The 14,019-nt window shown below is 66.4% G+C and carries 11 protein-coding genes and 1 pseudogene; 5 read left to right on the forward strand and 7 right to left on the reverse strand.

The window, feature by feature from the left end:
• The first annotated feature begins 96 nt into the window (after window positions 1-96).
• The 3 genes from HWX76_RS01980 to HWX76_RS01990 all read left to right on the forward strand — a co-directional run bounded on the left by HWX76_RS01980 (window position 97) and on the right by HWX76_RS01990 (window position 3,485).
• A complete protein-coding gene (locus HWX76_RS01980; RefSeq protein WP_176015416.1) occupies window positions 97-1,041 on the forward strand; it encodes a YihY/virulence factor BrkB family protein in 945 nt (314 codons plus the stop codon).
• A 419-nt stretch (window positions 1,042-1,460) separates the two neighbouring features.
• The gene (locus HWX76_RS01985; RefSeq protein ID WP_089489176.1) at window positions 1,461-2,618 is read left to right on the forward strand and encodes a porin; all 1,158 of its coding nucleotides are present in this window, start codon (window positions 1,461-1,463) and stop codon (window positions 2,616-2,618) included.
• Window positions 2,619-3,011: 393 nt separating this feature from the next.
• Window positions 3,012-3,485, forward strand: coding sequence for a VOC family protein (locus HWX76_RS01990; protein ID WP_050011259.1), 474 nt, complete (start codon window positions 3,012-3,014; stop codon window positions 3,483-3,485).
• 202 nt (window positions 3,486-3,687) lie between these two features.
• Here HWX76_RS01990 and HWX76_RS01995 read toward each other — a convergent pair whose 3' ends face one another.
• The 3 genes and pseudogenes from HWX76_RS01995 to HWX76_RS02005 all read right to left on the reverse strand — a co-directional run bounded on the left by HWX76_RS01995 (window position 3,688) and on the right by HWX76_RS02005 (window position 5,287).
• Window positions 3,688-4,479 carry an AadA family aminoglycoside 3''-O-nucleotidyltransferase gene (locus HWX76_RS01995; protein ID WP_176015417.1) on the reverse strand — a complete coding sequence of 264 codons (792 nt, stop codon included), beginning with the start codon at window positions 4,477-4,479 and terminating at the stop codon, window positions 3,688-3,690.
• Between the two features lie 42 nt (window positions 4,480-4,521).
• Window positions 4,522-4,617: pseudogene (locus HWX76_RS02000) on the reverse strand (ATP-binding cassette domain-containing protein); the annotation flags it as partial.
• A gap of 220 nt (window positions 4,618-4,837) precedes the next feature.
• Window positions 4,838-5,287 carry an HU family DNA-binding protein gene (locus HWX76_RS02005; protein ID WP_011548077.1) on the reverse strand — a complete coding sequence of 150 codons (450 nt, stop codon included), beginning with the start codon at window positions 5,285-5,287 and terminating at the stop codon, window positions 4,838-4,840.
• Window positions 5,288-5,544: 257 nt separating this feature from the next.
• Between HWX76_RS02005 and HWX76_RS02010 the strand changes: the two genes are divergently transcribed.
• The gene (locus HWX76_RS02010; protein ID WP_050011260.1) at window positions 5,545-6,663 is read left to right on the forward strand and encodes an acyltransferase; all 1,119 of its coding nucleotides are present in this window, start codon (window positions 5,545-5,547) and stop codon (window positions 6,661-6,663) included.
• A 365-nt stretch (window positions 6,664-7,028) separates the two neighbouring features.
• On the opposite strand, the gene galU is transcribed toward HWX76_RS02010, so the two are convergent.
• Together galU and HWX76_RS02020 are read right to left on the reverse strand one after the other, a co-directional pair.
• Entirely contained in the window at window positions 7,029-7,916 is an 888-nt protein-coding gene (gene galU, locus HWX76_RS02015; RefSeq protein WP_027782643.1) for a UTP--glucose-1-phosphate uridylyltransferase GalU, read from the reverse strand.
• A 230-nt stretch (window positions 7,917-8,146) separates the two neighbouring features.
• Window positions 8,147-8,290, reverse strand: a complete 144-nt coding sequence (locus tag HWX76_RS02020) for a hypothetical protein (protein WP_006479318.1) — start codon at window positions 8,288-8,290, stop codon at window positions 8,147-8,149.
• Window positions 8,291-8,506: 216 nt separating this feature from the next.
• Here HWX76_RS02020 and HWX76_RS02025 point away from each other — a divergent pair, with 216 nt between their 5' ends.
• Window positions 8,507-9,682 carry an acyltransferase gene (locus HWX76_RS02025; RefSeq protein WP_124554022.1) on the forward strand — a complete coding sequence of 392 codons (1,176 nt, stop codon included), beginning with the start codon at window positions 8,507-8,509 and terminating at the stop codon, window positions 9,680-9,682.
• Window positions 9,683-10,090: 408 nt separating this feature from the next.
• Here the strand turns inward: HWX76_RS02025 and HWX76_RS02030 are convergent, their stop codons facing one another.
• Window positions 10,091-12,550: a glycosyltransferase family 4 protein gene (locus HWX76_RS02030; RefSeq protein ID WP_176015418.1), complete on the reverse strand. Its 2,460-nt coding sequence runs from the start codon at window positions 12,548-12,550 to the stop codon at window positions 10,091-10,093.
• Complete coding sequence (locus HWX76_RS02035) at window positions 12,547-14,013, reverse strand: flippase (RefSeq protein WP_050011262.1); 1,467 nt, start codon at window positions 14,011-14,013, stop codon at window positions 12,547-12,549. The genes HWX76_RS02030 and HWX76_RS02035 overlap by 4 nt, the downstream gene beginning before the upstream one ends.
• Window positions 14,014-14,019 lie beyond the last annotated feature (6 nt).

Below are 14,019 nucleotides of genomic sequence, written 5' to 3' on the forward strand. Positions count from 1 at the left end.
GGCAACTCTGATCGAATCCTCGGATCAATACCGATTTGTCCGACCAACCTGCGACCAACCCGCGATGATCCGCGTTCCGCGCGCAACCGAACCGTCATGAAACGACAGATCACTTCCGAAGCCACCCGTCTCGCCCAGCAGCAGGCCAACTGGGCCCTCACCGCGTTCAAGCGCTTTTCGTCCGACCGCTGCTCCGCGATGGCCGCGGGCATCGCGTTTTTCTCCGCGTTCTCGCTCGCGCCGACCCTCGTGATGGTGATCGCGGTGGCCGGCTGGTTCTACGGCGACGACGCCGCGCGCGGCCAGGTGTTCGAACAGGCGCACCAGTTGATCGGCGACGACGCGGCGGCCAGCATCCAGACGATCGTGCAGAACGCGCACCGCGCGGGCCAACGCGGCGGCCTCGCCACGCTGATCTCGTTCGCCGCGCTCGCGATCGGCGCGTCGGCCACGTTCGCGTCGCTCAGCGCCGCGCTCAGCGTGATCTGGCCGGCCACCGAAAGCCGCTGGTCGAGCATGCTCGGCCTCGTGCGCGTGCGGCTGATTTCGTTCGGGCTCGTGCTGGGCGTGGCATTCCTGCTGATCGTGTCGCTCGTGCTCGACACCGCGATCACCTTCGTCGGCACCTGGCTGCTCGGCGATTCGCCATACGTGGTCGTCACGAACCTCATCCAGTTCTTCGTCGGCATCGCGGTGCTCGCGGCCGCGTTCGCGTCGCTGATGAAATTCCTGCCGGATGCGCGCGTCGCGTGGCGCGACGCCGCGATCGGCGGCATCGTGTCCGCGATCCTGTTCTCCGGCGGCAAGAAGCTGTTCGCGCTGTATCTCGCGCATGCGGGCACCGCGAGTGCGTTCGGCGCGGCCGGATCGTTCGCGGTCCTGCTGATGTGGCTGTACTTCTCCGCGATCGTGCTGCTGCTCGGCGCGGAATTCGCGGCGGCCCGCGGCGACGCGCATCGGCCGGCCGAGCATCCGGCGCCGGCCGCGTCCGCTCAGGCAGTTCAACCCGGTCACGCCGACGTTCGCCCGCGCGACGACTGATTCACCCGCCCTCTGCAAGCGGCCGCGCATCGGTCTCGCGCGGGCCCGGCACACGCCTCTCCCCTTTGCAACCCCGTCGTCCCGCCGCGCATGCGCGCGGCGTCGACGCATGCGTTGCACGCCGACATGCATCCAGCTGCAACTGCAAACGTTTGCACACCCTCGTTTCGTTACTGCAACGGGCTAAAACAAGGGATCTGCGGCCATCAGCATCAACTATTGAAACAATCGCGGCGCAGCAATTGTCAACTGTTTCATAAACAGGAACAGTTGCTGATGTGCTTGATCTATATGGACTTTTTGGCGCTGTTACCTTTTCGAGACACTTTATTTTTTGAGCTTTCTTGCGTGTATGGCACTGAGCTATTCTCCAATCCGCAACAAATAACGATGAATCACTTGCGTGGAGAAACTCAACGATGAAGAAACTTGCTCTCTCGACCCTCTCGCTCGCCCTGCTGGGCGCCGCTGGTGCTGCTCAGGCTCAGTCGAGCGTGACGCTGTACGGCGTGATCGACACGTCGATTGCCTACGTTCACGGCAATGACGGCACGGGCAACAACATGTGGCAGATGCTGTCGGGCAACCTGCAAGGCAGCCGTTGGGGCCTGAAGGGTGCGGAAGATCTGGGCGGTGGCCTGAAGGCAATCTTCCAGATTGAAAACGGCTTCAACCCGGGCACGGGCAAGCTGAGCGCATCGAACACGATTTTCAACCGCCAGGCTTACGTCGGCCTGGAAAGCAACCAGTACGGCACGCTGACGCTGGGCCGCCAGTACGACCCGGTGGTTGACCTGGTCCAAGCAGTCACGGCTGACAACTACTTCGGCAGCTTCTTCGCAACGCCGGGCGACGTCGACAACAACGACAACAGCCTGCGCGTCAGCAACGCGATCAAATACGCTTCGCCGGTTTGGGGTGGCTTCCAGTTCGAAGGCCTGTACGGTCTCAGCGGCGTCGCTGGCAAGCCGGGTTCGGGTCAGACGTGGTCGGTCGCAGCCGCTTACAACAACGGCCCGATTGGTGTTGCAGCTGGCTACTTCTACGCAAACAACCCGACGCCGGCAGCAGGCTCGCGCACCAATTGGACGTCGACGACGGCCGACAACATCGTCGACGGCCCGATCAACTCGGGTTACGTGACGGCGAAGTCGATCGGCATCGCACAAGTCGCAGGCCAGTACGCAATCGGCCCGGTCACGCTCGGCCTCGGCTACAGCAACGCACAGTACAAGCCGGACGCATCGTCGGGCTTCGGTTCGACCGAGAAGTACAATACGGGTCGCGCGTTCGTGACGTACCAGGTCACGCCGCCGCTGCTGCTGGGTCTGGGTTACTCGTACACGAAGGCGAGCGGCGACACGGACGCGAAGTACCATCAGGTTTCGCTCGGCGCGGATTACTCGCTGTCGAAGCGCACGGACGTCTACCTGGTCGGCGCATACCAGCACGCAAGCGGCACGCAACGCGTCGACGCGAATACGACGCAAGCTGCGCAAGCGTCGATCGGCTCGTACGGCTACGCCGGCACGAAGTCCCAGGAAATGGTCGCACTCGGCCTGCGTCACAAGTTCTAAAAACGAAGTATCCGGCGTGCATGGCGTCTCCGACGCCTTGCCGCCGACCTGGAAAGCCAGCCCCGGTTTCGGCCGCGGCTGGCTTTTTTTCGTCCATCTCCGGCAGGCGGAGCCGACATCGCCCGCAGGGCCGCCTCGCCCCGAGCCGGGACCCGACACAGGTCGGCGCGCCGGCAACGGCGCCTGGCGGCTGCAATGCACCCGCAACCCCGTTTCCGATGGCCGGAGAGGTCGCCGTTTCTCCGTTGAGCGCCTATCATCCGCACAGCCGGCGCCGACCGGGTTAACCGACGCAGGATTTGTTTGCGCCGCGTGTCGATTTCGGCGGGCGTCGTCCGTCGTATCGATGGCGGCATACGGTTGCCCCGCACCCATGCAGACAGGAGACTCGTCATGACGATTCAGAAGATCACGCCTTTCCTCTGGTATTCGACGGAAGCCGAAGAAGCCGCGGCCTTCTATGCCGGCATCTTTCCGGATTCGCGCATCGTGCGCGTCACGGCCGTGCCCGGCACCGACGGCACGCGGATGGTCGAATTCGAGCTGTTCGGGCAGCCATTCTTTGCGATGAGCCACCCGCGCACGGAGGCGTTCAACCACGCAATCTCGCTGCTCGTCAGCTGCGCGGACCAGGCGGAACTCGACCGCTACTGGAGCGCCCTGCTCGACAACGGCGGCACGGCCGACGGCTGCGGCTGGCTGAGGGATCGCTACGGCGTGTCATGGCAGATCGTTCCGGAAGCGCTCATCCCGATGATGGCCGACCGCGACACGGTCAAGGCGGGCCGCGTGGCCGCCGCGATGATGCAGATGACGAAGTTCGACGACGCCGCGCTGAAGGCCGCCTTTGCGGGCACCGCGGGCTGACTACAGGCGGCCGGCTGCGGATGCGCGATGCCGCGCCGGATCGCCGTCTGCACGCACCCGGCTCGACGGGTCGCGCATGCACCCGGCTCGAACGGGTTCGCTATCCGTGGCAGGCGGGCCGTAAGCCGTTGACGTGCTTCGCCGGCGCCCGCCGCTACGCCGCTACGCCGCTACGCCGCTACGCCGCTACGCCGCTACGCCGCTACGCCGACAACATCGACTCGATCGCTCGCCGCGCGTAGCCGATGAATTCGGCCAGCGGCTCGCCCGACAGAATCGCCGCGCCCGCCTCGCCATCGACATAGGCAGCACGCGCAGCCGCAACAACGGGCCGGTGCGCGTCCGGCAAACGCGCCAGCACCCACGTCGCGGCGACGTCCTTCGGTGCGATCCCGCCGGTCGCGGCGCTGTACCAGATGCGCGCGAGCGCGAGCACGATGTTGCACTCGTCGCCATGCCAGTCCGGTTCGGCCTTCCACTGCGCAACGGTCGCGAGCAGCGCGGCGACGAAGTCGCGCACCGGCACCGGCTCGAACAATACGTTCGCGGGCGACCCGACCAGCGCGACACTGTGCTGTCGCGCCTTCGTCAACAGGATGGCCAGATCGTGATCGATCAGCGGCGGCTCGACGGTGCCGGCTTCCAGATCGCCGCGCAGCCACTCGCCGAACTGCAACTCGCGTCGCGCGGGATGACGCCACGGCACCACGTCGCCGTGCGCGATGACGGTGACCTCCAGCGCACGCATGCCGCTGCTGCAACCCGGCGGCGCCGACGCGCCGAGCAGGTCCGACATCAGCGCGCGCCGCAGCGCTTCGTCCGGGCGTACCGCTACCGTCACCAGCAAATCGATGTCGCTGCGCGGTTTCAGGCCGCTGTCGAGCGCCGATCCGAACAGGTGGATCGCTTGCAGCGTCGCGCCGAGATGCCGTTCGATCGCGACGCGTGCGGCGGCGAGCTGTGCGGCGATCTCATGCGGAATGAAGTCGGTCACGACGGCAAACCTGACGACGCGCGCTCAATGGAACGCGAAGAAACGACACCCGGGCAGCGCCACTGCGAGCGTCGACTTCCCCGATCGCGATTCGCCGACGATGCCGAGCGTTTCTCCCTGCCGCAGCGACACCGACACGCGTCGCGCGAACGAAGCTCGCCGCTCGGCGATGGGGATGCAGATGCGCGACATACGATCCGCCGCGCGTCATGTGCCGGGCAACCGGTGATCGCCATGCCGCCTGTTCGCCGCCGCGCGCGTTGCGCGGCCCAATAAAAATCCCCGCACGCTTTCGCGTACGGGGATCTCGGGACATCGCAACGGCTGCCGACATGCATTCGGCAGTCGTTGCGCGGCATTACGCTGCCGCGTCCTTCAGCTTCTTCAGCGCACGTGCCTTCACGCGCACGCTGGCCGGCTTCGCCGGGAACCAACGCTCTTCGCCCGTGAACGGATCCTTGCCGAAGCGCTTCTTCTTCGCCGGCACGACTTGTGCCGTGATCTTCAGCAGGCCCGGCAGCGTGAACTCGCCCGCGCCCTTCTTGTGAACCGAGCCCAGCACGACGTTCTCGAGTGCGACGAGCACTGCCTTGACCGCCTTCACTTCGACAGCTGCGCGCTCAGCGATGTGCGTTGCGAGCGATGCCTTCGTGAACTTGTCCTTCAGCGGCGTCGGAGCAGCCGGTGCTGCCTTTGCGACAGCCTTCTTGGCCACTACTTTCTTCGCGGGCGCAGCCTTTTTGGCAGCCACTTTCTTGGTGGCCGGTGCGGCAGCCTTCTTGGCCACCTTTTTTGCGGAAGTCGCCATGTTTCTCCTACCAGGTGTGGTCGTTGGATACACGAAGCGTGCAACGCGCGCGCTTCAACGCCGGATTCTACAAGCGCCTTGACGCTTCGTGCAGTACTTTTATGCGTTTTCGCGGGGTTTCCCGCAGGTTTTGTTGCGTGCGACCGACTTCATCGACGCCCGAGCGTGAAAAAACACCTTCACGTATGGGCCCGAACGCGAATTACGTTCGATATTTGCGCACCTATACTGGGCGTGCTCAATGCCCGGATGCCTCCATGCGCGAAGTCAGATACGTCAAAGGACTCGACGGCCTGCGAGCCCTCGCCGTCATCCTCGTTTTCCTGTCCCACAAGGGCCATGTCCTTGCCGTCGACGTCGGCAAGCTTGGCGTGTGGACGTTTTTCCTCATCAGCGGATTCCTGATCGTCGGCGAGCTGCATCGCAACCGCCAGGCGGTCGAGCGCGGCGCCATGACGCGTCGCCACGCGCTCGCGCTGTTCCTCGCGAAGCGCGCGCTGCGGATCTTCCCCGTCTACTACCTGCTGCTCGCCGCGCTCGCGATCGCGCACGCGCTGTTCTACCAGCGCGGCGTCAACCTCGGGCTCGCATGGCACGCGGTGTTCCTGTCGAATTACTGGATCGGCGTCGTCAAGGACGGCTGGCCGGGCTCCACGTCGCACTTCTGGAGCCTCGCCGTTGAACAGCAGTTCTATCTGATCGCCCCGCTCGCGCTGCTCGCGGTGCCCGCCGCGCGACACGTCGCGCTCGGCATCGCGGCCGTCGCGCTGTGCGCGCTCGCGCATCTCGCGCTCTACCTGTCCGACGCGTCGCCGGTGCTGATCTACGCGTTTTCCCCGTGGAATTTCGCGTTGATCGCGCTCGGCGGCGTCGGCGCGATGGCGCTCGCCGATCGCGGCGCGGCCGCCGCGCGCCGCGTGCCGCCCGGCTGGCTCGGCGCGGCCGGCGTCGTCTTCTTCCTCGTACTGCCCGCCTGCACGGCATTGCCCGATGCGGTCGCGGGGCTCGCGGATCTCGGCCTGTCGGTGTCGCTCGGCGCGCTGATGCTGTGGATCGTCAGCGCGCCCGAGCATCCCGTCGTCGCGCTGCTCGACTGGGCGCCGCTCGCGTATCTCGGCACGATCAGCTACGGCTTCTACCTGTTCCACAACCTGATTCCGGCGCGCTTCGGCGCGCTGCCCGCGTCGTTCGCGCACGTGCCGATGCCGGAAATCGTCCGCGACGCGCTGCCGGAAATGCTGCAATTCGCGCTCGCCGTGCTGCTTGCGCACCTGTCCTGGCGTTATCTCGAAAAACGGCTGCTCGACTTCAAGAAGCCGATCGCCGCGATGCTGGCCCGACACTTCGCCGCGCAACCGAGCACGTCGCCGCGCTGAGCGGTGGGCGGCGGCAACGGATCGGAATGCGTCGATACCGGTGACGCCCGGCGGCCGGCGGCCAGCTGCTTGGCGGCCGATGCCGCGTCATCGCGCGACACCCCAGCGCGCGTCGTGCAACCCGCGCAACCCATCCACCGATCCGGTCACGCGACGAATGCGTCGGCACCGGTTTCACGCGCGACGTCCCACCTCATCGGCCTACTCCTCGCGTCGCGGGCCACCAACCTCCGCCCGTCCGAGGTGCGGCATCCAGACGTCACGCACCACGCTCGTGCGCCCGCCAAAAACAAAAAAGCCCCGGCGCGCGAGCGGCCGGGGCCAACGGAACAACCACCACCTGAAACGACGGAGCGCGCGGCCGCTTAAGCGACGGCAGCCAGCGCGGGCAAGCAGGTACGCAGGTACGCCTCGAATTCGCGGCTCACTTCCGGATGCTGGAGCGCGAGCTCGACAGTGGCCTTCAGATAACCGATCTTGCTGCCGCAGTCGAAACGCGTGCCGTAGTAGCGATACGCGAGCACCTGTTCGTTCGCGAGCAGCGACTGGACGGCGTCGGTGAGCTGCAGTTCGCCGCCCGCACCCGGCTTGAGCTTGCGCAGATGATCGAAGATCGTCGGCATGAACACGTAGCGGCCGACCACGCCGAGGTTCGACGGCGCATCCTCGGGTGCCGGCTTCTCGATGATGCCCGACAGCTTGATGATGTCCTCTTCCCACTCCCGGCCTTCGACGACGCCATACGAGCGGCTGTCTTCGCGCGGGATCGTCTCCACGCCGATCACCGAGCTGTGATAGTGGTCGAACACGTCGACGAGCTGCTTGAGCACCGGCTGTTCGCCGTGCAGCAGGTCGTCGGCGAGGATCACCGCGAACGGCTCGCCGTGCACGAGCTTCTCCGCGCACAGCACCGCATGGCCGAGGCCGAGCGCTTCCGGCTGGCGCACGTAGAAGCAGTTGACGTGACTCGGCTTGATGCCGCGCACGAGCTCGAGCAGCTTTTCCTTGCCGCGCGCCTCGAGCTCGGCCTCGATCTCGTACGACTTGTCGAAATGATCCTCGATCGCGCGCTTGCTGCGCCCGGTGACGAAGATCATCTCGGTGATACCGGCGTTGATCGCTTCCTCGACCGCGTACTGGATCAGCGGCTTGTCGACGACGGGCAACATTTCCTTCGGGCTCGCCTTCGTTGCCGGGAGGAACCGCGTGCCGAGACCGGCAACGGGAAACACGGCCCTGGTGACTTTCAACATGTTCGCATCCTGATAGCGTTGACTGCGCCGCGTCGACCTGCGACCCGGCGCGATTGTGTTCCGAACGGCATATCGAGAATCGACGGTACTGCCAATTCCGCTCCGCTCATTTTCGATATGAACTGATTGCCCGATTATTCCGGAAAAAATATAATCGCTTCAACCCGGTCGATATTGCCGAACCGATTGCCGGAGCAGAAACAAATTACCGATTTTCCGGATACAAATTCTTACGATTCGAATTCCTCGATATAGGGCACGCCGCCCCGCTCGAGGCCCGGGCGGATCGGTTCGTTCTTCAGCGCCTCGCGGTACGCCGACAGCACGGCCATGACCAGCAGTACTGCAGCGCTCGCGATCCAATGCATGTCCATCTTGCCGCTCCTTGCATCAATCAACTGGAGCTTCAAACTATCAGAAAAAAATCGGCAAATAATTCGTGCCCGTCGCGGAACCGCTTTCAGGCAGCGATAAACCCATGATGCGGAATACCGATATTTCCGGACGAGATTTTTTTATTCATTGACCGAATTCTTGCGCATTACGATTGGATGAACTTCCCGTCCATCCGTCGCAAGGAATCGAATCGCATGCAAGCTTTCAGCGGATCGTCTCTGGCCGCGCCGCCCGTCGCCGACCACAAGGAACACGTGATCGACGCGATGCGCGGCTTCGCGGCGCTGCTCGTCGCCTATTTCCACTGCCGCCAGGTCGTCTGGGTCGGCATGCAGAGCTTCCATCAGGCTTACGGTCATGCGCTCAGCCCGGGCGCGATCGCCGGCTACCTGACCTTCCCGTTCGCGTGGGGCTCGGCCGGCGTCCCGATCTTCTTCGTGATCAGCGGCTACTGCATCCACCGCAACGCGGCGCTCAAGCTCGCGGCCAATCCCGCGTACCGGCTCGACGCGCCGAACTTCTGGGTGCGCCGCTTCGCGCGCATCTACCCGGTGCTGCTCGCCGCGCTGCTGTTCACGCTCGCGCTCGATGCGGTCAGTCTGCAGATCGAGCCCGTCAGCCACAAGATCCGCGACGTCGGCCTCGTCGCGTTCCTCGTGAACCTGTTCTCGCTGCAGGGCGTCGCCGGCTACACGTACGGGTCGAACGGCGCGCTGTGGACGCTGTCGCTCGAAGTGCAGTTCTACGCGATCTACCCGCTGCTGTTCGCGCTGCGCCGGCGCATCGGCATGCCGGCCGTCGTCGCCGCGGTGGCGCTCGTCAACGTCGCGTCGGCGTGGCTGCTCGAACGGCACGACCTGCAGTTCTTCACGTCGTACTGGCTGTCCTGGACGATCGGCGCATGGATCGCCGACGTGCGCGCGCAGCAGTCGCGCGGCACGGCCGTCGTGCCGTCGCGCGCGTGGTACGTCGCGGCCGCCGTGCTGCTGGCCGCCGGCTGCGGCGCATTCCATTTCGGCCAGTACGGCGCGTTCCAGCTGTGGTCGGCCGGCTTCGCATGCTTCCTGTACCGCGCGCTCGCCCGGCCGCCGCGCACGACGCCGCCGCTGCGCGTGCTGAGCTGGTTCGGCGACTTCAGCTACTCGCTGTACCTGATCCACCTGCCGCTGTTCGTCTGCCTCGGCTCGGTGCTGTTCCACTCCGAATTGCAGCTGTCGATCTGGCCGTCGTTCGCGTTCATGGCCGTCGCGATTCCGGTCGCGTACCTGTTCTACCGGATGTTCGAACGCCCGGCGATGACGTGGTCGGCCAGTTTCAAGCCGACCCGCACCGCCCGCGTCGTCGCGTCGACGCCCGAACAGGCCGCCTGACGCGAGCCGGCCGGCTCGATCGGCCGTCCGGTCCGGAGCCCTCGCGCGGCGTGTCGCTGCGCGAGGGCTTTTTCATGGCCGGCACGCGGTTGCAGGCCGGGTCGACAAGGAATGAGTGGCCTGCCGCCCTTCGACCGCGCTACGGCCCCCGCGGGCCCCTTGTGCGCGGTTGCCGAAGCACGAGCGCGACGGTGTCGACTGCTCGCTTCACGTTCCCGACGGCCCAATCCTGTTCCAGACGACGCTCGGCTACGCTCGCGCCCGACTCGGACCCGGGGCGCAAACCAGCTCACCCGTCGCAGCCACACGCCCCGCCCGCTGAAAAACGAAGCCCCCGCACAGCGCAACGCCGCATGGGGGCCCGTTTTCCGCCATTTTCCGCCCTTTCCCGCCGGCTCGCGCCGGCTGCTACTTCTTCGCGCTCGCCGCCTTGGCAGCCTTCGCCGTATCCGCGAGGATCTTCTCGACCCGCTCCACGTAGGTTTCGGTCCCGAACCGGCGCACCGCGGTCGCCCGCCCGCTCGCGACGAGCCGCTCGCGCAGCGCGCGGTCGCACTTGAGCGTCGCCAGCGCATCGGCCAGCGCGGCCGCGTTGCCCGGCTCGCAGAGCAGCCCGTTGTCGCCGTCCTCGATGATCTCGACGACACCGCCCGCGCGCGCCGCGACGACCGGCCGGCGCGCGAGCATCCCCTCGACGATCACGCGCCCGAACGGCTCCGGCGTGATCGACGTGTGCGCGACGACGTCGACGGCCGTCATGCACGCGGCCACGTCGCGCTGGAAGCCGAGGAAATGCACGCGCTCGTCCATCGCATGCTGCGCGACGTATTCGTGCAGTTGCGCCGCATAGTCGTCCTCGCCGAACAGCGGCGCGCCGACCAGCACGACGTGCATGTCCGGATGCCGCGCGGCGGCCTCCAGCAGCACGTGCTGGCCCTTCCAGCGCGCGAGACGGCTGAACGAGCCGACCAGCCACGCGTCGGCGGGCAACCCGAGGCGCGCGCGCAGCGCGGCCTGGCTCACGCCTTCCAGCGCGTCGAACGGTTCGGCCGAAATCCCGTTGAACACGACGTCGACGTGCTGCGGCGTGAAGCCCGTCAGCGCGCGGAACGCCTGCGCGGATGCGTCGGAGTTCGCGATCACGCGCGTGATGCCGAACCGCGCGCAGTACTTGATCGCCTGCAACTGCTTGCCGCCGAAATGGTCGGTGCTGACGATGTCGCGCAAATGCCAGACCACCGGCTTGCGCGCGAGCCGCCCGGCGAGCGCGGCGACCACCATCGCGCGCTGCGTATTCGCGTAGATCACCTCGGCGCGGCGCGCGCGGCGGGCGACGTCGCGCACCAGCCGCACGAGCTGCTTCACCGCGCCGAACGACACGCCGCCCTGCTTGCGCACGCCCGCGAGCGCGCCCTGCTCGACCACGTCGACGCGCGCGCCGATCTCGTCGAGCGCCGCGCGAAACGGGCCGTCGTCGAACAGCAGCACGTCGGCGTTCGCGCGCATGTGCTTCATGATCTCGAGCAGCGACAGCTCGGCGCCGCCGAGCACGCCGCTCTGGTCGAGCACGAGCGTCGCCGGGCCGCGCGCGACCGGCAGCGGGGCCGCCGTGCCGCGCTGCGCGGTCGAGCCGGGCAGCGCTTGCTCCACGTAGTCGAGGAAGCGCCGCCGGAACGTGTCGGCGGAAAACCGCTCCGCGTTCGCGCGGCACGCGTCAGGCGTGAAGCGCTGCGGCGCGCGCTCGAAATCGTCGACGGCCGCGACGATCGCGTGCGGCGTCTGTTCGTCGAAGAAAAGGCCGGTCGGGTTCAGGTTCGACTGCGGGTCGAGCACGGTCTCGAGCGCGCCGCCCTTGCCGTACGCGATGACCGGCGTGCCGCACGCCTGCGCCTCGACGACCGAGATCCCGAAATCCTCCTCGGCCGCGAACACGAACGCCTTCGCGCGCCGCATCCGGTCGTGCAGCACCGCGAACGGCTGATAGCCCATGATCTCGACGTTTGGGCCTGCCTTCGTGCGAATCTTCTGCATCTCGGGGCCGTCGCCGATCACGACGAGCTTGCGCTCGGGCGTCTTCGAGAAGGCTTCGACGATCAGGTCGATCTTCTTGTACGGCACCATCCGCGACGCGGTCAGGTAGAAATCCTCCTTCACCGCGTTGAGCGAGAACGCGTCGACGTCGACCGGCGGAAAGATCACCGCCGCGTCGCGGTGGTAGACCTTCTTGATGCGCCGCGCGATGAACGCGGAATTCGCGACGAAGCCGTCCACCGCGTTCGCGGTGCGCGTATCCCAGTTGCGGATGTAATGAAGAATCATCCGCGCGAGCAGCGATTTCGGCCCGTGCGTGAGGTTCGACTGTTCCAGATACTGGTGCTGCAGGTCCCACGCATAGCGGATCGGCGAATGCACGTAGCTGATGTGCACCTGGTCCGGCCCGGTCAGCACGCCCTTCGCGACCGCGTGGCTGCTCGAGATCACGAGGTCGTACTCGGACACGTCGAGCTGTTCGATCGCGAGCGGCATCAGCGGCAGGTAGCTGCGGTACTTGGTGCGGGCGAACGGCAGCTTCTGGATGAACGACGTCGTCACCGGCTTGCCGCGCACGAACGCGCGATCGTCGAGGAAATCGACGAGGCTGAACAGGTCCGCGTCGGGAAAGCACGCGACGATCTGTTCGAGCACGCGCTCGGCGCCCGCATAGGTGACGAGCCAGTCGTGGACGATCGCCACGCGCAGCGCACGCGTCGGCTGCCGCGCGCCGGCCCGTTCGGCCGGGTGCGGCGCGGCGGCGTCGCCGGCATGGACCACGGCGGCATCGGCCGTGGCGAGATTCAGGACGGCGTGTTCCGCCAGATCGCGATTCATGCAGTTCTCCTCGCATTGAGACGGACAAACAGGTCGCGCACGAGTGCACGCAGCCCCGGCGTCATCGTGAGCGACCACGCGACGTTCAGCACCAGCACGACCGCGCACATGCCGATCGACTGGACCAGCCCCGGCCATGCCTGCGCGAGAAACAGGCTCGCCAGCAGGAAGGCGAGATGGGCAAGCATGTCGAGTACGATCGCGCGCATCCGGATCGCCGACAGGTACAACAGCACGCCGTAGTCGACGAGCGCGCGCGCCGCGACGACCACCGCCGCGCCGATCAGCCCGAAGTGATGAATGCCGAACCACAGGCCGCCGACGAAGAACGGCATCTCGACGAGCCCGGCGAATGCCGCGCGGGCCGGATTGACCTGCGACTGGATCAGGATGCGCGTGACGCTCGCCTGGCCGACGAGCCACACGCTGATCACCAGCACGCGGCCGACCGGCGCCGAATGCGCGGCGAGATCGGCGCCGACCCACAGCGTGAGGAACGGCGCGAGCGCGAAGATCGCGACGATGCCGACCGGCGTGAACACGCCGTTCAGGAATTCGAGCGACTGGCGCGCGAGCGTATCCGCATGATCGCGGCCGACCGCCGACAGGCGCGGGAACAGCGTGCGCACCAGCGCGTTCGGCAGCATGTTCAGCCGCGTGACGAGGTTCTGCGGCACCGTGTAGTAGGTGACGAACTTCGCGCCCATGCCGGCGCCGAGCATCACGCGGTCGAGCGTGTCGGCGATCATGCTCGTCGTGCTCGCGATCAGCATCCAGCCGCCGAAGTTGAACAGCCCCTTCGCGGTGCCCCACTGCGGCGGATCGATGCGGCGAATCCCGAGCACCTTGATGCTGGCCTGACCGAGCATCACCGCCGCGATCAGCCGCGCGACGACCGCCGCGGCGAGCACCGTCTGCAGGTTCGGCGCGATCCACCACGCGGCGCCGAGCGGCAGCAACTGGAACAGGAACGTGCCGATCGTCTGGTTCGTGTTGAACACGCCGAACCGTTCGGCGCCGTTGATCGCGCCGGCGAACACCCACGACACGTTCGCGAGCGGAATCGCGAGCGCGAGCCACGGCAGCGCCAGATACACCTCGTGCTGCATCGCGGCCGACACCTTCGTGAAATACGCGGTGTAGACGAACGCGCCGAAATAGATCAGCAGGCCGCCGACGATACCGGTGCCGAGATTCAGCCAGAACGCGCTCCAGAACACGCGCGCGCTTTCGTCGGCGTTGCCGCTCGCGAGCGCCTTCGAGATGTGGTTCTGCGCGGCCATGCTCATCCCGAGATCGAGTATCCCGAAATAGCCGATCAGCGTCCACACGAGGCTGACGACGCCGTAGCGTTCGACGCCGAGCGCGTGGATGTACGCGGGCACCGTCACCAGCGACACGAAGGTCGGCAGGATCAGCCCGATGAAGTTGATCGAAACGTTCTTGAGTATGCCTTTGTCCATGCTTTA

The organism is Burkholderia sp. BCC0398 (genome assembly GCF_902833245.1).
GTDB lineage: Bacteria > Pseudomonadota > Gammaproteobacteria > Burkholderiales > Burkholderiaceae > Burkholderia > Burkholderia sola.